The sequence below is a fragment of the Streptomyces sp. NPDC088794 genome (genome assembly GCF_044750545.1).
Lineage (GTDB): Bacteria > Actinomycetota > Actinomycetes > Streptomycetales > Streptomycetaceae > Streptomyces.
On the sequence record NZ_JBIVKB010000008.1, the window covers coordinates 131,421 to 153,318 of the forward strand.

Genomic DNA, 21,898 nt, shown 5'->3' on the forward strand with positions numbered 1-21,898 from the left:
CCTCAGTCTCTCGCCACCCGCACCTCCTCGCCCGTCCCCGTGACCGCCAACGCCCCGTCCCGGTCGGTCCGCAGCACCACCGCGCCGAGGGCGTTCAACGCCGCGACCGTGCTGGGGGCCGGGTGGCCGTACGTGTTGTCCGCGCCGACGGAGATCAGCGCGAGCCGTGGCGCCACCGCGCGTATCAACTCCGGATCCTGGTACGCCGACCCGTGATGAGCGACCTTCAACACGTCCACGCCGACCACCGACGCCCCCTCGGGCGATCTCAACAGCGCCTGCTGGGCCGGGGGTTCGAGATCGCCGAGGAGCAGGACGCGCAGTCCGCCCGACCGGACGAGCAGGGTGACGCTGGCGTCGTTCGGCCCGTCCGGGGTCGGCGCCCCGGGCGGCGGCGGCCACAACACCCGCCAGGACAACGGCCCGGTGCGCCGCTCCTCCCCGGCGACGGCCCGGGTGAGCGGAATGTGCCGAGCAACCGCCTCCTTCCGTACGAACTCGACCTGGTCCACCGGTTCCGCCAACCCCGTCGTCTCGATCGCCCCGACCGCACGCCCGCGCAGCACTCCGGGCAACCCGGCCACGTGGTCGGCGTGGAAGTGGGTCAGCACGACCAGCGGGATCCGGGTGATGCCGAGTGTGCGCAGACACCGGTCGACCAGCGCCGGGTCGGGTCCCGCGTCCACGACGACTCCGGTGCCCTCGCCCGCCGCGAGAACCGTCGCGTCGCCCTGGCCGACGTCACACATCGCGAACCGCCAGCCCGGCGGCGGCCACCCCGTCACCACCCTGGTCAACGGCGGTGGCTGGACGACGACCAGGACGAGCAGCACCCCGCACAGCCCGCACCACCACGGATGCCGCAGCAGCCGGCGGCCGGCGAACAGGACGACCACCGTGACGAGTCCGAGCAGCGCCGCCCCGCTCCAGCTCCCCGGCCAGTCCACTCCCCCGCCGGGCAGCGCGGCCCCGGTGCGGGCGACCTCCGCGATCCACCCGGCGGGCCAACTCGCGCACCAGGCAAGCACCTTGGCCACCGGCAGCGCCGACGGAGCCGTCGCCAGCGCCGCGAACCCCAGCACCGTCGCCGGGGCCACCGCCACCTCCGCGAGCAGGTTGCACGGCACGGCCACCAGGCTCACCCGCGCCGACAGCACGGCGACGACCGGCGCGCACAGCGCCTGCGCCGCGGCCGCCGCGGCCAGCCCCTCCGCCAACCTCGCGGGCACCCCGCGCCGCCGCAACGCCTCGCTCCAGCGCGGCGCGAGCGTGAGCAAGGCACCGGTGGCCAGCACCGAGAGCAGGAAGCCGTAACTCCGGGCCAGCCAGGGGTCGTACAGCACCAGCAGCAGTACGGCCGTCGCGAGCGCCGGGATCAGCGATCTGCGGCGCCCGGTCGCCAGCGCGAGCAACGCGACCGCCCCGCAGGCCGCGGCCCGCAGCACACTCGGGTCGGGCCGGCACACGACGACGAACGCCAGCGTCAGGGCTCCGCCGAACAGCGCCGTGGCGCGCAGCGAGATGCCGAGCCGCGGGGCGAGCCCCCGGCGTTCCGCCCGCTGGGCCAGTCCCGGTGGACCGATGAGCAGCGCGAGGATGATCGTGAGGTTGCTCCCGGACACGGCGAGCGTGTGCGCCAGGTCCGTCTCCTTGAAGGCCTCGTCCAACTCGGGCGTGATCCGCGAGGTGTCCCCGACGACCAGCCCAGGCAGCAGCGCCCTGGCATCCGCCGGCAACCCGTCGGTCGCCTCACGCAGTCCACCCCGCAACCGCCCCGCGAACCGCTGCGCCCCCGACGGCCCCTCCACCACCTGAGGCACCGCCTGCCCACGCACCCGCACCACCCCCGCAACCCGATCACCACCGACCAACGCCGGCACCAACCGCCCCACGACCCACAGCCGCGTGGAGGGCAGCACACCCAGCCACGGCGACTGCGCCGGGCCGCTGACGGAGGACGTCGTACCGGCATCGGCACTGGCACCGCCACCAGCACCAGCACCAGCACCAGCACCAGCACCAGCACCGACATCAACGATCACCAACACCGGTGCCCGCGTCCTCACCTCCGTCCCGCCCGTCTCCCGAACCCGTCGCACCTCCCCCTCGATCAGCACGGACTCCGGTGCCGCGTGATCCCCGTTGATCCGAGGCCGGGTGAGCCGTGGATCGCCGGTGACCTCGACCTCGGCCCCGACGCTGGCGTACTGCTCGGCCAGACCAGGCACCGGCCCCCGTCGCACGTCGGCCCCGTGCAGCCCGGCGGAGAGCGCGGCCGCGGCGACGCAGAGCAGGACGGCGGCGACCGAGACGCGCTGCCATGCCACGCCCTCGACCGACCTGCGCCGGCGCAGGAGCAGCAGCACTCCCGCCACCACCAGGCATCCGACGGTGACCCCGGTGACCCACCCCGCCGACGCGTCCAACATCAGCGCCGCCGTCGCCCAGGTCGCCAGCGCGGGCGGCACGAGCCGTAGATCCGTCGGGCCTTCCTGCCGGGGATGGGCCTCGCCGAGCCGTTTCCCGGAGGCGGCGTGAACGGCCGACCGCTCGAACTCACCGCGAACCGCCGTCCGCTCATCGGAACCGGGCGCCCTCATGGCCGTACGAGATTCCGAAGATCGGCAAAACGGCGGTCGCCGATGCCGTTCACTTCCCGCAGCTCATCCACCGAGCGGAAGCCGCCGTGCTGGGTGCGGTAGTCGATGATGTGCTGGGCCAGCACCGGTCCGACGCCCGGCAGGGTGTCGAGCTGGTCCACAGTGGCCGTGTTCAGAGCGACCGGGGCCGCGGGAGCCGCTCCCGCAGCCGCTCCGACCGGCCCGCCCGCCGCCCCCGGCACCGCGCCCGGAGCAGCGGCGCCGGCCGGGCCCCCGACGACCACCTGCTCCCCGTCCACGAGGAACCGCGCCCGATTGAGCCCGTCCGTACGCGTACCGGGCCGCACGCCGCCCGCCGCACGCAGCGCATCCTCGACACGCGAACCCGCCGGCAATCGATGGATCCCGGGCTCCCGGACCTTGCCGCTGACGTCCACCACGATCTCGGCACCGGCCACGCCCGCCGCACCGGCCGCGCCCACCGCATTCGACGCACCCGCCGAGCCCGCAACGCCCGCCGAGCCTCCCGACCCCGTCGACCCCGGCGCCCCGCTCTCCCTCCCCGCCGCCCCGAACGGCGCCCCCGCCCGCACCACCTCAGGCGCCCGTACGGACTCCGTCCGACCCGTCCAGAAGTGCTGCACCGCGAACACGGCCGCCACCACGAGCAGCACCCCGAGCGCGACCACACTCCGCCGCTCCAGCCCGCACCGCGTCTGCACCCACAGCGGCATCCGTTCCCGCACCGACGCCCCGAGCCGCCCACGCCAGGCATCCGCAGGCCGCGCGCCTCCGGCATCGACGCGGGCGTCGTCCTCCGCCAGGTCCTCCTCCAGCGGCGGCCCGACCCCCGGCTCCCGCCACCCCTCCACGCCAACACCCGCATCCGCACCCGCACCCGCACCCGCGCGCCCAGGAAACAACACCTCGGCCCGACGCCGGAGTTCCTGAGCCGACGCATGCCGCTGTCGGGCCCCGCCCCTGCCCCGGGACGGTTGGCGGCGATGGCGGCTCCTGCCGTCGGAGGCGGGACCGCGCCCCGGTCCGCTGGTCGCCGTCGCTGTGCGTGATCGTGATCGAAGTGCCATGCGACGAGGATCGGGCACCCGCCGGCATCGCGATGATCTTGCTCAATTCCCGTGGACGATCGCCGAGTTGTGGATAACTCCACCACCCACACGGGTGAGCCTCAGCACCACCGACGCCCTGTCACCGGCGCCCGCCCCCACCTCACGCCACCTCACCGCACTGCACCTCACCGAGGCGAGACCACCGCCCCCAACAACCCGGGCCCGGTGTGCGCCCCGATCACCGCTCCCACCTCGCTCACATGCAGATCCGCCAGCCCCGGCACCCGCGCCCGCAACCGGTCAGCCAAGGCCGCCGCGCGGTCCGGCGCGGCAAGGTGGTGGACCGCGATGTCGACCTGCGCGTTGCCGGCCCGGTCGGCCACGATCTCCTCCAGGCGGGCGATCGCCCTGGACGCCGTGCGGACCTTCTCCAGGGGTTCGATCCGGCCGTTCTCCAGCTTCAGCAGCGGCTTCACGGCCAGTGCCGAGCCCAGCAGGGCCTGCGCGGCGCCGATCCGGCCGCCGCGGCGCAGATAGTCGAGGGTGTCGACGTAGAAGTAGGCGGAGGTGCCGGCGGCGCGCTTCTCGGCCGCCGTGACCGCCTCGTCCACCGTGCCGCCCGCCTCCGCGGTCTCCGCGGCGGCGAGTGCGCAGAAACCGAGGGCCATCGCGATCATCCCGGTGTCCACGACGCGCACCGGCACCGGTGCCTCGCGCGCGGCGAGGACGGCGGCGTCGTAGGTGCCGGAGAGTTCGGCGGAGAGATGGAGGGAGACGATGCCGGTGGCGCCCGCTTCCGCTACCTTGCGGTAGGTCTCGGCGAAGAGCTGGGGGCTGGGGCGCGAGGTGGTGACGGGGCGCCGCTTCTGGAGCGCCTGGGCCAGCGAGCGGGTCGAGATCTCGGTGCCCTCGTCCAGCGCCTGATTGCCGAGGACCACGGTCAGCGGAACCGCTGTGATGCCATGACGCTCCATCGTCCGCGGCGGCAGGTAGGCCGTTGAATCGGTGACGATCGCGACATGGCGGGACATGAGCTGGAGGTTACCTGCCGTAGCGCGTGGGCGGCAGCCCGGGCCCGCTCACCTGGGCAGTCTTTGACCGGATCAAGTCGTGCTCTCCGGGCGGGGCTTCTTCTGCCAGGGGTAGGTGGGGCGCCGGCCGGGCGGGGTGATCGCGGTCCGGGTCGGTTCCTCGGCGGAGCGCGAGCCGGGTGTCTCCGGCCAGGTCTGCTGCGAGGCCGCCGCGTCGGCGGCCGGGGCCTCGGGCCACGGCGTCGGGGTGCTGTGCGGCTCCGCCTTCGTCCAGTGCCGCAGGGCGCCGGCCTCCATGTCTATCTGTGAGCTCAGCGAGTCCAGATCGTCCTCGGCGAACCGGTGGGCCCGGTCGCGGACCGCCCAGCGCAGGGAGTCGGCCGACTCCGTGATGCGCGCGGTGCGGGCGCGCAGATCGGGCAGCCGCTGGGTGAGGGTGGCGCGATCGGGGTCGGACTCCAGGCGCTTGAGCTCGCCGTCCAGCTCGTGGCCGTGCGCGCTGAGCCGCTGGAAGAGGGCGAGGGACTCCTTGAGGGACTCGTCCGCGCTCGCACCCGCGCGCAGGGCGTCCTGGGTGGCGCGCATCGACGTACGCAACTTGAGGCGCAGCTGGGCGACCTCGCCCGCCGGGCCCTGCTGGACGAACGTCTTGGCGCGCAGGGTGTGGTCCTCGACCGTGCGGCGGGCCTCGCCGATGGTGCGGTCCACGCCGCGCTTGGCGGCGCCGATCACCTTCACCGTCGCGTAGGCGCCGAGCACCAGGAAGAGAACGAAGAGCAGGGCGAGCACTGCGATCACGGCTTCCACCACTCCTCCTCCGGCGTCGCGACGGTCGTCGCGCCGCTCTTCCACGGTAAACGCAAAGGGCAGACCCGGAGTTCCAGAAAAACCCCGAACCTGCCCGTAGGGGACTACCCGGAGCCGTACCCACGACTCCGGTGCCCATGCCTACCGCTGCCCATCGCGTCCAGCGCCGGGCGTCACCGCGGAGCGCTACGCCGGAACGATGTTCACCAGCTTCGGCGCCCGCACGATCACCTTGCGGATGCCCGCGCCCTCCAGCGCCGCCACGACCTTCTCGTCGGCCAGCGCGACCTTCTCCAGCTCCTCGTCGGAGATGGACGGCGGGACCTCCAGGCGGGCCTTGACCTTGCCGCGGATCTGCACGACACAGGTGATGGTCTCGTCGACGACGTACGCCGGGTCGGCGACCGGGAAGTCCTGGTGGACGACCGAGTCGGTGTGGCCCAGCAGGCGCCACAGCTCCTCGGCGATGTGCGGGGCCAGCGGCGCGATCAGCAGCACCAGCGGCTCGGCGATCGTCCGCGGCAGTGAACCGCGCGTCTTGGTCAGGTGGTTGTTCAGTTCGGTGACCTTGGCGATGGCGGTGTTGAAGCGCAGGCCCTCCAGGTCCTGGCGCACGCCGTCGATCGCCTTGTGCAGGGCGCGCAGCGCCTCCTCGTCGGGCTCGGCGCCGGTGACGGTGATCTCGCCGGTCGCCTCGTCGACGATGTTGCGCCACAGCCGCTGCAGCAGCCGGAACTGGCCCACCACCGCGCGCGTGTCCCACGGCCGCGAGACGTCCAGGGGGCCCATGGCCATCTCGTACAGGCGCAGGGTGTCGGCGCCGTACTCGGCGCAGATCTCGTCCGGAGTGACCGCGTTCTTCAGGGACTTGCCCATCTTGCCCAGCAGCCGGGAGACCTGCTCGCCCTCGTAGTAGTAGGCGCCGTCGCGCTCCTCCACGTCGGCCGCCGGTACGGCGAAGCCGCGGCTGTCGCGGTAGACGAAGGCCTGGATCATGCCCTGGTTGTACAGCTTGTGGAAGGGCTCGGCCGAGGAGACGTGTCCCAGGTCGAACAGCACCTTGGACCAGAAGCGGGCGTACAGCAGGTGCAGTACGGCGTGTTCGGCGCCGCCGACGTACAGGTCGACGCCGCCGTGCGGCTGGCCCTCGCGCGGGCCCATCCAGTAGCGCTCGATCTCGGGGTCGACCAGCTGCTCGCTGTTGTGCGGGTCCAGGTAGCGCAGCTCGTACCAGCACGAACCGGCCCAGTTGGGCATGGTGTTGGTCTCGCGGCGGTACTTCTTGGGGCCGTCGCCCAGGTCCAGGGTGACGTTGACCCAGTCCGCGTTGCGCGACAGCGGTGTCTCGGGCTGGGTGTCGGCGTCGTCCGGGTCGAAGGTGCGCGGGGAGTAGTCCTCGACCTCGGGCAGCTCCAGCGGCAGCATCGACTCGGGCAGGGCACGGGCGGTGCCGTCCTCGTCGTAGACGATCGGGAAGGGCTCGCCCCAGTAGCGCTGGCGGCTGAACAGCCAGTCGCGCAGGCGGAAGTTGACGGTGCCCTCGCCGATGCCCTTGCGGGCCAGCCACTCGGTGATGCGCGCCTTGGCCTCGGCGACGGGCAGGCCGTCCAGGGAGATGTCGTCGTTCGAGGAGTTGATGATCTTCGCGTCGTACGACCCGAAGGCGTTCTCCCAGGTCGAGGTGTCGGTGCCGCGGCCGTCGGTCGGCTCCACGATGCAGTGGATCGGCAGCTCGAAGGCGCGCGCGAAGTCGAAGTCGCGCTGGTCGCCCGCCGGGACGGCCATGATCGCGCCGGTGCCGTAGCCCATCAGCACGTAGTCGGCGATGAAGACGGGGATCCGCTCGCCGTTGACCGGGTTGGTCGCGAACGCGCCGGTGAAGACACCGGTCTTGTCCTTGGCCTCGGCCTGCCGCTCGACGTCGGACTTGGCGCCGGCCTGCGCGCGGTACGCGGCGACGGCCTCCACCGGGGTGGCGTGGCCGCCGGTCCACACGTCGTGCGTGGACTCGGGCCAGGCGGCCGGGGTGAACTTGTCGACCAGCGGGTGCTCGGGCGCCAGCACCATGTAGGTCGCGCCGAACAGGGTGTCGGGGCGCGTGGTGAAGACGGTGATGTCCTCGCCGTCCACGGGGAAGTCGACGCGGGCGCCCTCGGAGCGGCCGATCCAGTTGCGCTGCTGCAGCTTGATGGCCTCGGGCCAGTCCAGCTCGGTCAGATCGTCCAGCAGCCGGTCGGCGTACGCGGTGATCCGCATGTTCCACTGGCGCAGCTTGGCCTTGAAGACCGGGAAGTTGCCGCGCTCGGAGCGGCCGTCGGCGGTGACCTCCTCGTTGGCCAGCACGGTGCCCAGACCGGGGCACCAGTTGACCGGCGCGTCCGAGGCGTACGCCAGGCGGTACTCGCCCAGGATGTCGGCGCGCTCGACGGCGCTCAGCTCCTGCCACGCGCGCGTGGTGCCGTCGGCGCTCGGTACGGCGCGCTCACCGGTCTCGAACTGGGCGATCAGTTCGGCGATCGGACGGGCCTTGTCCGCCTCAATGTCGTACCAGGAGTTGAAGATCTGCAGGAAGATCCACTGGGTCCACTTGTAGTACTCGGGGTCGATCGTGGCGAACGACCGGCGCCGGTCGTGGCCCAGGCCCAGCCGGCGCAGCTGGGCCTTCATGCTCACGATGTTGGACTCGGTGGACACGCGCGGGTGCGTGCCGGTCTGCACCGCGTACTGCTCGGCGGGCAGGCCGAAGGCGTCGAAGCCCAGGGTGTGCAGGACGTTGTGCCCGGTCATGCGCTGGAAGCGGGCGAAGACGTCGGTCGCGATGTAGCCCAGCGGGTGGCCGACGTGCAGGCCCGCACCGGAGGGGTACGGGAACATGTCCATGATGAACTTCTTGGGCCGCGCGACGATCGCCGGGTCACCGGCCAGGTCGCCCTTGGGGTTCGGCGCCGCGTAGGTGCCCTCGGCGCCCCAGAAGTCCTGCCAGCGTGCCTCGATGTCAGCGGCCATGGCGGCCGTGTAGCGGTGCGGCGCCGCCGCCTCGGCGGCGGCAGCGGGGTTCATCTCGCTCATGATCCTCAAAGCTCCATCGATCGTCTCTGCCCGGCGGCTGTATCGTTCGGAAACGAAAAATCCCCTCGCACAGGAGGGGATGCCGCGCCGATGCCGACCTGCCGGTAGTGGCGGTCGGGACTGATCAGCGCGGCTCGCTAAGCAGAAGGCGTACGGCACGCATGCGGTCAGAGTACCGCAGCGGTTGAGCAAGCCGCGACGCGCTTCCGTATGGCTGTGAGACACGACCGCCGCACGGCAGGAGAACCGAACCATGGCCAATGGTTACTTCGCGTAACAGACGCTAAAGGGACATCGCAACAAGCGCATGCCCCTTTGGTAACAACGCAATAACTCAAACCTCGTACCGATCGGTATGGCTCCACTTAGAGTGCGGCAGCGGGACCGCCTTCCCGAACTGCTCGGAGTTGCCCCCATGAACGCTCGTCGTAGTAACAGCTCGCTCCCCAAGACAGGCCGTTCGGCCTATGGGGTGGCGTCGGCTGTCGTCCTGCTCCTCATACCCGTGATCGTGCTGGTGGGAGGTAACCGGTTCCGCGACTTCCTGAACTTCGGCGCGGGAGTCCTGTGCCTCGTCTCCCTCAGCTGTTCGGTGATCTGGGGCCTGGTCGCCCAGGACCGGATCCTGCTGAACACGCGCCAGCGCATCATCGGGCAAGCGGTGCACCGGACGACCGCGGTCGCCTCGATCGCGTTCCTGCTGCTGCACATCACCACGAAGATCGCGCTGGACCACACCCAGTTGATCGCCGCCCTCGTCCCGTTCTCGCTCGGCGTCTCCGGAAGCGCCGGACTGATCGGCATGGGCTCGCTGGCCGGCCTGCTGATGATCTTCGTGGGCATCACCGGCGCCCTGCGCAGCCAATTCGCCGCCCCCGCCCCCGTCGCGGCCCGCTGGCGCGCGATGCACATGCTGGCGTACCCGGCCTGGGGCCTCTCGCTGGTGCACGGCCTCTACGCGGGTCGCGCGGCGAAGCCCCAGTTCACGATCATGTACAGCCTCTGCCTGATCGCCGTCATCGTGGCCTTGGCGCTGCGCGCCGCGCCGCGTCCGGTCAAGCGCAAGATCACCGACCGGATCATGGCGGTCCTCGGCACCGAGGAGCGGTCCGGCCGCGACGAGTTGGAGGCGAGCCGGGCCCGGATGGCGGAGACCTCCGGCGGCCCTCGCTCCGACTCCCGGTCCGACTCCCGCTCCGGCTCGGCGCTGCCGGGCTACGAGAATGCGAGGGCGCAGCAGGGCGACCCGATGAACCGCCCCTCCCCCTCGTACTACGACGCCCCGTCGCGCACGATGAGCCCGGAGTCCACCGGCGGTTTCGCGGCCGCCTACCGGGCCGCCACGCCCCCGCAGGACGGCCGGCAGCCCTTCGACCAGACCGCCCGTATGAACCTGCCCATGGACGTCCAGGACACGGGGTCGTTCCAGCGCGTCGACAACGGCACCAACGCCACGGGCAGTTGGCCCGTGCCGTCCCCGCCGCCGCTCAGTGAGGCACCCCCGTCGGCGTACGACCCGCTCCAGGACACGGGATACAACATCCCGACCTATGGCAATTCGGGCAACGCCGGGTACGGCGGAAGTGATGCGTACAACACCGGTGAGTCAACCGGTGCCTATGGCACGTACAACCCGGACGACACGTACAACAGCGGTCCCGCCAATGAACCATCACCCGGATCGTCCTTCGACAATCCGGGATCGGGCGAACCTTGGAACACGCCTTCCGGAGGCTATAGGTGAACGAGGCCCTGCCCGACGTACCAGAAGTCCGCGTGGTCGGACTTCCCCAGCTCACGTCAGGCTTCGACCTTGTCGAACGACTCGACCTGCCCATGCACCTCAAGGTGCACGGGCCGCTTGAACCCCTGGGCGGCGAACAGCTCGCGAAGCTGTCCGAAGCCATCAACCTGAAGGGCCGCGGCGGCGCGGGCTTCCCCTTCCACAAGAAGCTGCGCTCGGTCGCCGAAGCGGCGATCAAGCGCGGCGTACGGCCGGTCGTCGTCGTCAACGGCAGCGAGGACGAGCCGGCCTGCCGCAAGGACACGGTGCTCATCAACCGTGCCCCGCATCTCATCCTGGACGGCGCCCTGTTGGTCGCCGAGGCCCTGGGTGCCCGCACGCTCGTGGTGGGGGTCACCCGGGAGTCGACGCAGCGCTCGATGGAGGCCGCGCTCGCCGAACGCGGCCTGAGCAACAGCCGTCGCTCCGCGCTCAAGGCGTTCGTCCAGCGCAACCCGGTCCGCATGGTCACCGGCGCCGCCGCGTCGCTGATCCGCTCGATCGACGGCGGCCCGGCGATCCCGCCCGGCCGCAAGGTGAGCGCCTCGCAGAACGGCGTCGGCGGCGCCCCGACCCTGCTCTCCAACGCCGAGACGTTCGCCCAACTCGCCATCGCCGCCCGCATCGGCCCCGAGCGCTACGGCAACACCGGCCTCTACGACGAGCCGGGCACCGTCATGCTGACGGTCTCCGGCGCGGTCGCGCGCCCCATGGTGATCGAGGTCCCCACGGGCGTACCGCTGCGCTACGTCCTGCAGTTGGCCGGCGCCCCGCCGGTGCCCCAGGGTGTGCTGACGGGCGGTTACCACGGCAAGTGGATCGACGCGGCGACGGTCAACGAGGCGATCGTCTCCCGCAACTCCCTGGACGCGGTGGGCGGTGCGCTCGGTGCCGGCGCCATCCTGCCGATCACCCAGGAGACCTGTCCGCTGGGCGAGTCGCTGCGCGTGGCGCAGTGGCTGGCGGAGGAGAGCGCGGGCCAGTGCGGTCCCTGCTACCTCGGCCTGCCCGCCGCCGCGCGCGGCATGGAGGACATCATCAACGGCGGCGGTCCGGCCGCCCTGGAAGCCCTCAAGCAGGTCGCCAAGAACGTGAAGCGGCGCGGCGCCTGCTCCCACCCCGACGGCTCCGCGATGTTCCTGGAGTCGACCATCAAGGCGTTCACCGACGACCTCGCGGCGCACGTCCTCGGGAATGGCTGCGGACGGCCCGTGGAGGGCGTTCTGCCGCTCTTCGAGGGCGGCAGGACCCCTGCGGGCATCACGAGCGGCGAGGGCGCCGGAGAGGACAGCGGCGGCAGCCGGCAGAAGATCTTCGTCGACTGGACGCTGTGCCGGGGCCACGGCCTGTGCGCGGACATCCTCCCCGAGGTGTTCCAGCTCGGCGCCGACGGCTTCCCCACCGTCGCCCAGGCGAAGGTGCCGCAGTACGCGGAGGCCAAGGCACTGCGCGCGGTGCGCCGTTGCCCGGCGCTCGCCCTGCGCATCGAGGAGGACACCCGTCCGCAGGCACCCGCCCGCAACCTCCCGGTCCTCTCCCAGGGCCGTGGCCGGCGGGCGCTCGGCCGCTGAGAGTGGGGACACGAAGAAGGCGGGCCATCCGATCGGATGGCCCGCCTTCTTCGTTCACCAGCTGTGAAGTTGTCCAACTTCTGTGGAGCTAAGGAGAATTGAACTCCTGACCTCCTGCATGCCATGCAGGCGCTCTACCAACTGAGCTATAGCCCCTTGTGACGCTCCGTCCGGGTTCCCCCGGCGGCGACGCCAACATTACCGGTGGACCCGGTGGAGCACCAAATCGTTTCCGTCCTCCACGAGGTCGAGCGCCACCGGACGTCGAGCGGCCACGCACGTCAAGCGGTCACGAACGAGTAGAACCGCTTGAGCGTGCAGTGCTCCTCCAGAAGCCGGCCGTAGATCGGCTCGCCCTCCAGTTCGCGGTACGTCTCGATCGGGTCGCCCTTTATGATCAGCGCCCGCGCGCACTCCTCGCACCAGTACTGGTAGTCGGGATTGACCGGTTCCATGTCGCGGACGATCGGCGTCCCACTGCCGCACCAGTCGCACTTTCGCCTGTGTGCACCCATCGATCAGCTCCAGCTGTGGCCGCAGGCCGTGCACACGTAGGAAATTCCGCCGTTGTCGCCGAGGACTTGCGCGACATGCGCGGAACCGCAGGAAGGGCAGCTGAGCCGGGTGACCGTGTCCCGTGTCGACGCTGCATCAGGGAGGTGGCCGACCTCCCTGAGGATGCTCGCAGGCATCACTGCTCCCTCCCGTCGGGCCGCGACCCCTTCCGGCCGTTTGATTCTGCCACGGCCGGACCTATACGGTCAGCGACGCCTCAGTACCAGTCCGGACACGGCTCACCCGGGGCGCCCTCTCAAAGAGGTATACGCCTGCGGACCTCGAAGCGCTCAAGAGAGCGGTGACGAAAAATCCCGCCCCCCTCGTGGGTGGACGGGATCTTGTCGATCGTCTCCTGTGGAGCTAAGGAGAATTGAACTCCTGACCTCCTGCATGCCATGCAGGCGCTCTACCAACTGAGCTATAGCCCCTCGCGTCCTCCCCGACCGGCGGGGCGAACAAGAAGAACTTTAGCCTGCGACCTGCCGGAAAGTGAAATCCGGTGGCAGGCAGGCCACCAGGGCTTCAGTCGTCGTCGCCGAGCACCGGTTCCGGCAGCGTGCCGGCGTTGTGCTCCATCAGCCGCCAGCCGCGGGCGCCCTCGCCCAGGACGGACCAGCAGCAGTTGGAGAGACCGCCCAGGCTCTCCCAGTGGTGGGACTCCAGACCGAGCAACCGGCCGATGGTGGTGCGGATCGTGCCGCCGTGGCTGACCACGACCAGCGTGCCGTCGTCGGGCAGCTTCTCAGCGTGCTTCAGCACCACGGGGGCGGCCCGGTCGGCGACCTCGGACTCCAGTTCACCGCCACCGCGACGGACCGGCTCGCCGCGCTTCCACGCCGCGTACTCCGCACCGTGCCGCCCGATGATCTCCTCGTGGGTCAGCCCCTGCCAGACGCCCGCGTAGGTCTCCCGCAGCCCCTCGTCGTGGGTGACCTCCAGGCCGGTGAGCTCGGCGAGCTCGGCCGCCGTGTTCGCGGCGCGCTGGAGGTCGGAGGCGACGATCGCGTCCGGGTTCAGCGAGGCGAGCAGCCGGGCGGCGCGACGGGCCTGGGCGACGCCCGTCTCGGTGAGCGGGACGTCCGTGGTGCCCTGGAAGCGGCGCTCCACGTTCCAGGAGGTCTGGCCGTGCCGCCACAGGATGACGCGGCGGCCCCGGCCGGGACGGCCCGCGGCGACCTCACCTGTGGCGCCCATCACCAATCACCGCCCTGGTCGGCCGCCTCCTCGGCGGCGCGCACCTTGGCGTGCTCGGCGGCCTTGCCGCGGGTGGCCTCGGCGTCGGCCGGCAGCTTCAGCTCGGGGCAGTCCTTCCACAGCCGCTCCAGGGCGTAGAAGACCCGCTCCTCGCTGTGCTGGACGTGGACGACGATGTCGACGTAGTCGAGCAGGATCCAGCGGGCGTCGCGGTCCCCCTCGCGGCGCACCGGCTTGGCGCCGAGCTGCTTGTTGAGCCGCTCCTCGATCTCGTCGACGATCGACTTGACCTGGCGGTCGTTGGGCGCGGAGGCGAGCAGGAAGGCGTCCGTGATCGACAGCACGTCGCTGACGTCGTAGGCGATGATGTCGTGCGCGAGCTTGTCGGCGGCCGCCTGAGCGGCGGCGGTGATGAGCTCGGTGGAGCGGTCCGTGGCGGTCACTACATGGCTTTCGGTCGGCGGGCACTTGACCCCAAGGGTCTCACGGACCGCCGGGGGTACCCCACGTGATTGTTGGATCACGCGGGGCACCACGCCCGGTACTACGTCCCGTCGGCCGACGCGGGCTTGTAGTCCTGGCCCAGGATCACCGTGACGTCCGCGCTCGCGGAGGCGTCGCCCTTGCTCACCGCCGAGGTGGACAGGCCCAGGGTCTTGGCGACCTCGGTGGCGTTCTCCTTGTCGGCGGCGTCGGCGTAGACGACCTTGGTGGTGGCCTGGGTGGTGGCCGGGGTGCCGCCCTCCAGGAAGGTGAAGCCGCCGTTGAGGAGGACGACCCGGGTCTTCTCGGTGTTGTCCTTGACGCCGCTGGCGTTCTGCACGGACACCCGCACCGCGGAGCCCTGGTCGGGGCTCTTGGCGCTGCCGCCGAGGACGTCCTTGACGACGCTGGCGCTGGTCTGCGCGCTCAGTGTGCCGTCGCTCTGGACGGGCAGCAGCGCGGTCTTGTAGTCGCCGCTCTTGGCGAGGTCGGAGAGCTTGGCGAGGAAGGTGCCGAGGTCCTTGTCGGTGAGCGAGGGGTCGAGGATCTGCGCGAGCGTCTGCACCGTGGTCGTCGCGGCCCCCGCGTCCGAGGAAACCTTGCGCAGCACGCCCTGCATGACCTGCCCGAACCGCTCCAGCTGCGCGTTCTGTGCCTCGCCCGGGCCGCGGTAGGTGGCGTAGGCGATGGCCATGGCGCCGCTGAGGGTCTGATCCTTGCCCTTGCGGACGAGCGGCGCGGTGCCCTTCTTGGTGGCGGCCGGGTCGGGGACGTCGGCATTGGTGTCGACGTCGATGTTGCCGACCAGGTCGACCAGGTTCTGCAGATAGGGGGTGTCCAGCCGCCACGTGCCCTCGATGTCGGTGCCCAGGACCGTGTCGAGCGCGTCCCGGGTGCCGGAGGAGCCGTCGCCGTCGACGGACTTGGCCAGCGTGGTCGAGTTGCCGTCGTCGTCCGTCACGGACAGGGAGTTGGGCAGCAGGACGGTGGTGCCCTGCTTGGTGGTGGTGTTGTCGACGAGCAGCGCCGTGGAGGTGCCGCCCTTCTTGGTGTTGTGCAGGTGTACGACGATGACGTCCCGCTTCTGGGCGGCCACCGACGTCGCCGTGCCGGTCTTCGTGCCGTCCGAGTCCGAGAGCCCCGGCAGCTTCCCGGCGTACCAGAGGTAGCCGACCCCGCCGGCCGCCACCAGGGCGAGGACCACGACCAGGGCGACCAGCCGGCTGTGGGCGCGGCGCTTGGCCTCCTCGCGGCGCTCGGTGCGGTTCTCGGTGAAGTTGAGCCAGTCGATGACGTCCTCGGAGTTGCCGTCGGGCTCCTCCACGAAGGCGAACTGCTCGGTGCGGTAGTCCCGGTCGGCCCGCGCGGGGCCCTCCGTCTCCTCGTCCGTCTCCGGCGGCCCCGCCTGCTGCGGGATGTAGGCGGTCTGCTCGGCGGTCCGCGGCTGCTGCTGCGCGCCGGCCGCCGCCCGGCCGTAGGGGTCGTAGGAGGCACCGCCGCCGTAGGTGTCGTAGGACGGCGTGACGGGCTGCTGTCCGGTGCCGTACGGGTCGTACGCAGGCGCGGCGGGCTGCTGGCCCGTCCGGTCCGCCTGGCCCTGCTGGGCCTGTTGACCCTGCTGGCCCGTCGCGTACGGGTCGTAGCCGTAGCCCTGCTGCTGCGCGTACGGGTCGTACGGCTGCTGCGGAGGCTGCTGCTGCGGCGGGACCTGGCGGTACACGGGCTGTCCGTACTCGTCGTAGCCGACGAGTTCGTACTGGTCGCCCCCGTACCCCGGGTCGTATGAGTCGTTCACCGGTGCCCCTCTCGGCTCACTCGCCGCTCACTCGCCGCCGTACAGCTCGCGCTTGTCGATGTAGCGCACGACACCGTCCGGCACCATGTACCAGATGGGGTCTCCCTTGGCGACTCTCGCACGGCAGTCCGTCGAGGAGATGGCGAGTGCGGGAACCTCCACGAGAGAGACACCACCCTCGGGGAGTCCGCGGTCGGTCAGTTGATGGCCGGGCCGGGTGCAACCGATGAAGTGCGCGAGGGAGAACAGCTCCTCCGAGTCCCGCCACGTGAGGATCTGGCCCAGGGCGTCGGCGCCGGTGATGAAGAAGAGGTCCGCGTCCGGGTTGAGCGCGCGCAGGTCGCGCAGGGTGTCCACGGTGTAGGTCGGACCACCGCGGTCGATGTCGATGCGGCTCACCGAGAACTGGGGGTTCTCCGCGGTCGCGATCACCGTCATCAGATAGCGGTCCTCGGCCGGCGAGACGTCGCGGTGCGTCTTCTGCCACGGCTGGCCGGTCGGGACGAACACCACCTGGTCCAGGGCGAACTGCGCGACGACCTCACTGGCCGCCACGAGGTGCCCGTGGTGGATCGGGTCGAACGTTCCGCCCATGACGCCGAGACGGCGCTTGCCGGGGGTCGACGGCGCGTTGCCGGGACCGGTAGGCATGTCCTGCTCTCCCATGCGTGCAGACCCTACCGGCCCGGCCTGAGAACCCCGTCCGGCCGCTCAGCGGTCACGGTTGAAGCGGGTGGTGATCCACAGCAGGAGCATCAAGAGGACGAAGGCGCCGCCGCCGGTCACGTAGGGGCTGAGGCTCTCGTGGTTGCCGCCGTGCTCCTCGCCCTCGGCTGCGAGGGTGGCCAACTGGGCTGCGGTGCTGTGGAAGCTCATCTTCGGCAGGACCAATCCGGTGTGGGCGGACAGAGATGTCGGGCCCATGGTAAGCGGGCGGCCACGCGGCGATCACGCCGACTCCGCCGTCAGGGAACTTCGGACGGCTCTCAGTCGTCTTTCCGCTTGTAGCCACGCAGCAGGAACCACGCGGTCAGCACACAGCCCAGCATCATCACGATCAGTACGACCCGGAGCAGGTTCCCGGCGCCTTGCTGCTCGGCCGCGCTCGCGGCGTCGGTGAGCCAGGCGGCCGGGGGGTTGTGCGGCATGCGGGGACTCCTTCGGTGTAGTGCCCGTCCACCGTAACTCCGCCTAGGCTGGGACCGGCTTCGGGGGCGCAAAGGACCGCACAAGGGTCAGCAAAGGGCCACTCACAGGCAGCTGGGGGAAGACATGTCCGACGACAGCCACGAGCACAACGGACACGAGAACGTGCCGAGCAGGCAGCGCAGGCGTTTCCCGGGTATCTCCTCACGGGCGTACGAGCACCCGGCCGACCGCTCCGCCCTGGTGGCGCTGCGCAAGCTCAGCGGTTTCGACACGGTCTTCAAGGCACTCAGCGGGCTGCTGCCGGAGCGCAGCCTCAGGCTGCTGTTCCTGTCCGACTCCGTGCGGGTGTCGGACCAGCAGTTCGCCCACCTCAACGACATGCTGCGGGACGCGTGTTACATCCTGGACCTGGAGAAGGTCCCGCCGATGTACGTCAGCCAGGACCCGCAGCCCAACGCGATGTGCATCGGTCTGGACGAGCCGATCATCGTCGTCACCACCGGCCTGGTCGAGCTGCTCGACGAGGAGGAGATGCGGGCGGTCGTCGGCCACGAGGTGGGCCACGCGCTGTCCGGTCACTCGGTGTACCGCACGATCCTGCTGTTCCTGACCAACCTGGCGCTCCGGGTCGCCTGGATCCCGCTGGGCAACGTGGCGATCATGGCGATCGTGACGGCGCTGCGCGAGTGGTTCCGCAAGTCGGAGCTGTCGGCGGACCGGGCGGGCCTGCTGGTCGGCCAGGACGTGACGGCCTCGATGCGCGGCCTGATGAAGATCGCGGGCGGCAACCACCTGCACGAGATGAACGTGGACGCCTTCCTGAAGCAGGCCGAGGAGTACGAGGCCGGCGGCGACCTGCGCGACTCGGTGCTGAAGATCCTGAACGTGCTGCCGCGCACCCACCCCTTCACCACGGTCCGCGCGGCCGAGCTGAAGAAGTGGGCCGAGTCCCGCGACTTCCAGCGGCTGATGGACGGCCACTACCCGCGCCGCGACGAGGACAAGAACACCTCGGTCACCGACTCCTTCCGCGAGTCCGCCGCGAGCTACGCGACCAACGTGAAGACCTCCAAGGACCCGCTGATGAAGCTCGTCAGCGACATCGCGGGCGGCGCCGGCGACCTGGGCGGCCGGGTCCGCCGCGGCTTCGGCGGCTTCGGCACCTCGACCCCGAGCGGGAACGGCTCCTCGGACGGCCCGTCCACGGACACCCCGCCCACGGAACAGCCCCCGAAGGACACCCCGCCGCGGGACGAGGACTGACCGGACGGCGACCGACCGGACGCCGGCCCACCCGCCTGGGCCGGGTCCGGGGTCCACGGGCCGCGTGGCCTCGAACCGACGGGCCTGCGCCCTGGCCGGACGGCCTGGCGTGGGCCCGTGGCACACCGCCGAACGCGGCGAGCCGCCTCCATGCGACGCCAACCGGCCCACGGCCTCGGCACGGGCCGGGGTCCACGGGCCCACCCGCCCCCGTACCTGACGGTCTGGCCTGAGTCGGCCACGCCCGACGTGCCGCCGCAGGCAGCAGGCCGCCGCCGGGCCGTCCACCGGCGAGAATCCTGGATTCCGCCCGTTCACCGGACGGCGCGACGGAGCCCGCCCCGCCCCGCCTCGACGGCCCCGTCACACCGTGAGCCGCCCGCTACACCCTCGGCTGCGCGCTCGTCGCCAGGGTTCCGCACAGGGCCGTCGCGCTGCCCGTGGCGTAGGGGTTCGTGCCTGCCGGGCCGCCCGTCTTCGCCGTCTCGCCGGCCAGCAGGGGGTGGAGGTGGTTGGTGGAGTCGTCCGTGCAGGACAGGGGGCCCGCCTGGACGTAGGAGACGACCAGCTGGGCCTGGTGCAGGCGCAGGTCGTCGCGGTCGAAGCGGAACTGGAGCTCGCGCCGGACGGTGAAGAGCGAGGCCGGGGTCCTGGCGTCGGCGCCGGCCGGCCGCAGCGCGTAGACGAAGGTGTGGTCGGCGGTGACCTCGAGCGTGAAGGAGTCCGTCTCGGCGGCCTGGAGCGTGCCCTGGACCCGGATCTTCCGGTCGGCGAGCTGCGCCTCGCGCGCGTCGAAGCGAACCAGCCATCCGGTGGGCGCGTGCCGCCCGTCCGCGGTCGGGTGCTCGAAACTCTGGTCGAACTGGTCGAGTTGGGCGCCGTCGAGGATGACCCGTACGGGCCGGACGTCCTGCCCGCTGATCACGTCGGGGTAGAGCGAGGACCGTACGAGGTAGTCCTTGGCCGTGGTCAGCGCGGTGACGACCTGGCTGTCGGAGAAGTGCGCGGTGCGCCGCGAGGCGGGCAGCGGTATGCCCTCGGCGCCGACCAGGTACTGCGCGGCGGGGCTGTGCGCGTACAGCGACTCGGGATCGGCCGCCCCGGGCACCTCGGTCTGCGGGGCGAGCGGGATGACGGTCATCCGCAGGGGCTCGACGGGCTGCGCGGTCGCGGGTGACTGGTAGGGATGCCGTACGCCCATGTAGATCGCGGTGCCGAAGGCCACCGCGATCAGCAGGACCAGGACCAGCGCCTGCCGGGACAGGCCCCGGCGCAGCGGCGGGCGGCGGCGGACGGCGGGCGCGTGGTCGGCGATGCGCTCCTGCGCGGAGAACTCCTGGAGCCGGGCAGCACGGACGAACGACTCGTCGAAGACGACGGATCGGTACTCGTCCTCGCCACCTCCGGGGCCGCCCTCGGGAGTCCCCTCAGGTGGGTTTCCAGGCCCGCCCATATCTTCAGGGTAGGTCTCAGGAGGCTCAGGTAAACGCCCTGATGTGCGACAACTTCTGACAGGTTCTCACCAGGACCGCACACCGGCGGCCGGGGGCCGCTCAGGGCGAGCGCGGGATGACCGAGACGGGTGGCTGGGAGTAGTCGGCGGACGCGGACGGCGGCGGTGCGCTGCCCTGCTCCAGACCGGTCGAGGCGGGCGCCGGCACCCGGTCGCGGCTGCCGCCCGAGGAGGCACCCCGGTAGACCGCCGAGAAAGCCAGCGCGACCATGCCGATGCCCATCACGAGGGCGAGCATCCAGGCGACGGGACGGTGCCAGCGGACCTGTTTGCCGTACGTCCCCGGGGCGCCGTAGCGACGCTCCCAGCCCTGTGGGTCGTCGGTGTCGTCCAGGTCGTCGAGCTCGGGATCTTGGCCGAAACCGGTGCGGCCGTAGCCGTCCTCGTAGCGCTCGCCCGTGCCGTGCGTCCGGCGGGCTTCCGCCTCGGAGGCCTCCGCTCTCGCCTGGGCGGCGGCCAGCAGGCGTTCGACGGCGGTCGGCTCGTGTACCACGGCCGCCCGGACGAAGGCCTCGTCGAAGACCACGGATGCGAACTCTTCGTCCGACATTCCGCGGTCGTGGTCGTCGTCGGGCTCCCAGCCGTCAGGGAACGGCGTGCCCCCCACGTCCTCCGGCACCTCTCCAGAGTAGACCTGGGGGGTCAATTTGGGCAGACGGTATGGAAATTCATCCGCCTGCTGAGACGCCCGGTCGGCGGGCGGCCGATGGCCGGCTCAGCGCCTGATGTGGCCGTCGCCGGTGACGATGTACTTGGTGCTGGTCAGCTCCGGCAGGCCCATGGGGCCCCGGGCGTGCAGCTTCTGGGTGGAGATGCCGATCTCCGCGCCGAAGCCGAACTGGCCGCCGTCGGTGAAGCGCGTGGAGGCGTTCACGGCGACCGTGGTGGAGTCGACCAACTGGGTGAAGCGGCGGGCGGCCTGCTGGGAGGTGGTGACGATCGCCTCGGTGTGCCCGGAGCTCCACAGCCGGATGTGCTCGACGGCCTTGTCCAGGGAGTCCACCACGGCGGCGGCGATGTCGTAGGAGAGGTACTCGGTGTCCCAGTCCTCCAGGGTGGCCTCGACGACGGTCGCCTCGGAGTCCTTCGCGTACGCCAGCACCCGCGGGTCGGCGTGCACGGTCACCCCGGCCTCGGCGAGGGCGTCCAGGGCGCGCGGCAGGAACTCGGCGGCGATGTCCTGGTGGACCAGGAGGGTCTCGGCGGCGTTGCAGACGCTGGGCCGCTGGGCCTTGGAGTTGATCAGGATGTCGACGGCCATGTCGAGGTCGGCGTGGGCGTCGACGTAGACGTGGCAGTTGCCGACGCCGGTCTCGATCACGGGGACCGTGGACTCGGTGACGACGGTCTGGATCAGGGAGGCGCCGCCGCGCGGGATGAGGACGTCGACCAGGCCGCGGGCGCGCATCAGTTCGCGCACGCTCTCGCGGCTCTCACCGGGCACCAGCTGCACGGCGTCGGCGGGCAGGCCCGCACCGCCCACGGCGTCCCGCAGGACCCGTACGAGGGCGGTGTTCGACTCGTAGGCGGAGGCGGAGCCGCGCAGCAGGACCGCGTTGCCGGACTTCAGGCAGAGGGCGGCGGCGTCGACCGTCACGTTCGGGCGGGCCTCGTAGATGATGCCGACGACACCGAGCGGGACGCGGACCTGGCGCAGGTCGATGCCGTTCGGGAGGGTCGAGCCGCGGACGACCTCGCCGACCGGGTCGGGCAGCGCGACGACGTCCCGGACGTCGGAGGCGATGGCGCGCACCCGCTCCGGGGTGAGGGTGAGCCGGTCGATGACCGTCTCGCTGGTGCCGGCCGCGCGGGCCTTGGCGATGTCCTTGGCGTTGGCCTCGACGATCTCGCTCGTGCGGACCTCCAGCGCGTCCGCGACGGCGAGCAGCGCGTCGTCCTTGTCCGCGCGCGGCAGCGGGGCGAGGTCGGCGGCGGCGGACTTGGCGCGGTAGGCGGCCCGGGTGACCGGGGACATGGAGTCGTACGGCGAAAGCGTGGTCATGCCCGCAGCG

The 21,898-nt window shown here is 71.3% G+C and carries 18 protein-coding genes and 2 tRNA genes; 3 read left to right on the top strand and 17 right to left on the bottom strand.

The window, feature by feature from the left end; genetic code table 11:
* Window positions 1–2: 2 nt before the first annotated feature.
* From ACIP6U_RS23275 to leuS, 5 genes are all read right to left on the bottom strand, one after another.
* Complete coding sequence (locus tag ACIP6U_RS23275; protein WP_401720932.1) at window positions 3–2,600, bottom strand: ComEC/Rec2 family competence protein; 2,598 nt, start codon at window positions 2,598–2,600, stop codon at window positions 3–5.
* The gene (locus tag ACIP6U_RS23280) at window positions 2,597–3,688 is read right to left on the bottom strand and encodes a helix-hairpin-helix domain-containing protein (protein WP_401720935.1); all 1,092 of its coding nucleotides are present in this window, start codon (window positions 3,686–3,688) and stop codon (window positions 2,597–2,599) included. Before ACIP6U_RS23280 ends, ACIP6U_RS23275 begins: the two co-directional genes overlap by 4 nt.
* A gap of 167 nt (window positions 3,689–3,855) precedes the next feature.
* Window positions 3,856–4,701, bottom strand: coding sequence for a DegV family protein (locus ACIP6U_RS23285; RefSeq protein ID WP_401720938.1), 846 nt, complete (start codon window positions 4,699–4,701; stop codon window positions 3,856–3,858).
* Window positions 4,702–4,773: 72 nt separating this feature from the next.
* On the bottom strand, window positions 4,774–5,508 hold the full coding sequence (locus ACIP6U_RS23290) for a hypothetical protein (RefSeq protein WP_401720940.1): 735 nt from the start codon (window positions 5,506–5,508) through the stop codon (window positions 4,774–4,776).
* 186 nt (window positions 5,509–5,694) lie between these two features.
* The gene (leuS, locus tag ACIP6U_RS23295) at window positions 5,695–8,577 is read right to left on the bottom strand and encodes a leucine--tRNA ligase (protein WP_401720943.1); all 2,883 of its coding nucleotides are present in this window, start codon (window positions 8,575–8,577) and stop codon (window positions 5,695–5,697) included.
* Between the two features lie 415 nt (window positions 8,578–8,992).
* On the opposite strand from leuS, the gene ACIP6U_RS23300 reads away from it, so the two are divergent.
* On the top strand, window positions 8,993–10,321 hold the full coding sequence (locus ACIP6U_RS23300) for a cytochrome b/b6 domain-containing protein (protein ID WP_401720945.1): 1,329 nt from the start codon (window positions 8,993–8,995) through the stop codon (window positions 10,319–10,321).
* Window positions 10,318–11,931 carry an NADH-ubiquinone oxidoreductase-F iron-sulfur binding region domain-containing protein gene (locus tag ACIP6U_RS23305; RefSeq protein ID WP_401720948.1) on the top strand — a complete coding sequence of 538 codons (1,614 nt, stop codon included), beginning with the start codon at window positions 10,318–10,320 and terminating at the stop codon, window positions 11,929–11,931. Before ACIP6U_RS23300 ends, ACIP6U_RS23305 begins: the two co-directional genes overlap by 4 nt.
* A gap of 83 nt (window positions 11,932–12,014) precedes the next feature.
* Here the strand turns inward: ACIP6U_RS23305 and ACIP6U_RS23310 are convergent.
* From ACIP6U_RS23310 to ACIP6U_RS23350, 9 genes are all read right to left on the bottom strand, one after another.
* Window positions 12,015–12,087: transfer RNA gene (locus tag ACIP6U_RS23310), tRNA-Ala, on the bottom strand.
* A 125-nt stretch (window positions 12,088–12,212) separates the two neighbouring features.
* Window positions 12,213–12,446 carry a hypothetical protein gene (locus tag ACIP6U_RS23315; RefSeq protein WP_003976229.1) on the bottom strand — a complete coding sequence of 78 codons (234 nt, stop codon included), beginning with the start codon at window positions 12,444–12,446 and terminating at the stop codon, window positions 12,213–12,215.
* A 398-nt stretch (window positions 12,447–12,844) separates the two neighbouring features.
* A tRNA-Ala gene (locus tag ACIP6U_RS23320) sits at window positions 12,845–12,917 on the bottom strand.
* Between the two features lie 94 nt (window positions 12,918–13,011).
* Window positions 13,012–13,683, bottom strand: coding sequence for a histidine phosphatase family protein (locus ACIP6U_RS23325; RefSeq protein ID WP_401720951.1), 672 nt, complete (start codon window positions 13,681–13,683; stop codon window positions 13,012–13,014).
* A complete protein-coding gene (rsfS, locus tag ACIP6U_RS23330) occupies window positions 13,683–14,126 on the bottom strand; it encodes a ribosome silencing factor (protein WP_401720954.1) in 444 nt (147 codons plus the stop codon). The genes ACIP6U_RS23325 and rsfS overlap by 1 nt, the downstream gene beginning before the upstream one ends.
* Window positions 14,127–14,227: 101 nt before the next feature.
* Window positions 14,228–15,961 (bottom strand): LCP family protein, encoded by a 1,734-nt coding sequence (locus ACIP6U_RS23335; RefSeq protein WP_401720956.1) that lies wholly within the window; start codon window positions 15,959–15,961, stop codon window positions 14,228–14,230.
* A 27-nt stretch (window positions 15,962–15,988) separates the two neighbouring features.
* The gene (nadD, locus tag ACIP6U_RS23340; protein WP_123999920.1) at window positions 15,989–16,627 is read right to left on the bottom strand and encodes a nicotinate-nucleotide adenylyltransferase; all 639 of its coding nucleotides are present in this window, start codon (window positions 16,625–16,627) and stop codon (window positions 15,989–15,991) included.
* A gap of 45 nt (window positions 16,628–16,672) precedes the next feature.
* A complete protein-coding gene (locus ACIP6U_RS23345; protein WP_401720958.1) occupies window positions 16,673–16,837 on the bottom strand; it encodes a hypothetical protein in 165 nt (54 codons plus the stop codon).
* A 110-nt stretch (window positions 16,838–16,947) separates the two neighbouring features.
* Window positions 16,948–17,109 carry a hypothetical protein gene (locus tag ACIP6U_RS23350; protein ID WP_185146190.1) on the bottom strand — a complete coding sequence of 54 codons (162 nt, stop codon included), beginning with the start codon at window positions 17,107–17,109 and terminating at the stop codon, window positions 16,948–16,950.
* 124 nt (window positions 17,110–17,233) lie between these two features.
* Between ACIP6U_RS23350 and ACIP6U_RS23355 the strand changes: the two genes are divergently transcribed.
* On the top strand, window positions 17,234–18,373 hold the full coding sequence (locus tag ACIP6U_RS23355) for a M48 family metallopeptidase (protein ID WP_401720961.1): 1,140 nt from the start codon (window positions 17,234–17,236) through the stop codon (window positions 18,371–18,373).
* Between the two features lie 382 nt (window positions 18,374–18,755).
* Here ACIP6U_RS23355 and ACIP6U_RS23360 read toward each other — a convergent pair whose 3' ends face one another.
* The 3 genes from ACIP6U_RS23360 to ACIP6U_RS23370 all read right to left on the bottom strand — a co-directional run bounded on the left by ACIP6U_RS23360 (window position 18,756) and on the right by ACIP6U_RS23370 (window position 21,888).
* Entirely contained in the window at window positions 18,756–19,826 is a 1,071-nt protein-coding gene (locus ACIP6U_RS23360; RefSeq protein WP_401720963.1) for a hypothetical protein, read from the bottom strand.
* Window positions 19,827–19,926: 100 nt separating this feature from the next.
* Window positions 19,927–20,532 carry a hypothetical protein gene (locus ACIP6U_RS23365; protein ID WP_401720966.1) on the bottom strand — a complete coding sequence of 202 codons (606 nt, stop codon included), beginning with the start codon at window positions 20,530–20,532 and terminating at the stop codon, window positions 19,927–19,929.
* A gap of 69 nt (window positions 20,533–20,601) precedes the next feature.
* Window positions 20,602–21,888, bottom strand: coding sequence for a glutamate-5-semialdehyde dehydrogenase (locus ACIP6U_RS23370; protein ID WP_401720968.1), 1,287 nt, complete (start codon window positions 21,886–21,888; stop codon window positions 20,602–20,604).
* Between the last annotated feature and the right edge of the window lie 10 nt (window positions 21,889–21,898).

Bases quoted from the DNA above. Each gene is read 5' to 3' on its own strand.
- ACIP6U_RS23275 (WP_401720932.1), bottom strand. From the start codon at position 2,600: ATGAGGGCGCCCGGTTCCGATGAGCGGACGGCGGTTCGCGGTGAGTTC.
- ACIP6U_RS23280 (WP_401720935.1), bottom strand. From the start codon at position 3,688: ATGGCACTTCGATCACGATCACGCACAGCGACGGCGACCAGCGGACCG.
- ACIP6U_RS23285 (WP_401720938.1), bottom strand. From the start codon at position 4,701: ATGTCCCGCCATGTCGCGATCGTCACCGATTCAACGGCCTACCTGCCG.
- leuS (WP_401720943.1), bottom strand. From the start codon at position 8,577: ATGAGCGAGATGAACCCCGCTGCCGCCGCCGAGGCGGCGGCGCCGCAC.
- ACIP6U_RS23300 (WP_401720945.1), top strand. From the start codon at position 8,993: ATGAACGCTCGTCGTAGTAACAGCTCGCTCCCCAAGACAGGCCGTTCG.
- ACIP6U_RS23315 (WP_003976229.1), bottom strand. From the start codon at position 12,446: ATGGGTGCACACAGGCGAAAGTGCGACTGGTGCGGCAGTGGGACGCCG.
- ACIP6U_RS23325 (WP_401720951.1), bottom strand. From the start codon at position 13,683: ATGGGCGCCACAGGTGAGGTCGCCGCGGGCCGTCCCGGCCGGGGCCGC.
- nadD (WP_123999920.1), bottom strand. From the start codon at position 16,627: ATGGGAGAGCAGGACATGCCTACCGGTCCCGGCAACGCGCCGTCGACC.
- ACIP6U_RS23345 (WP_401720958.1), bottom strand. From the start codon at position 16,837: ATGAGCTTCCACAGCACCGCAGCCCAGTTGGCCACCCTCGCAGCCGAG.
- ACIP6U_RS23350 (WP_185146190.1), bottom strand. From the start codon at position 17,109: ATGCCGCACAACCCCCCGGCCGCCTGGCTCACCGACGCCGCGAGCGCG.
- ACIP6U_RS23355 (WP_401720961.1), top strand. From the start codon at position 17,234: ATGTCCGACGACAGCCACGAGCACAACGGACACGAGAACGTGCCGAGC.
- ACIP6U_RS23360 (WP_401720963.1), bottom strand. From the start codon at position 19,826: ATGGGCGGGCCTGGAAACCCACCTGAGGGGACTCCCGAGGGCGGCCCC.
- ACIP6U_RS23370 (WP_401720968.1), bottom strand. From the start codon at position 21,888: ATGACCACGCTTTCGCCGTACGACTCCATGTCCCCGGTCACCCGGGCC.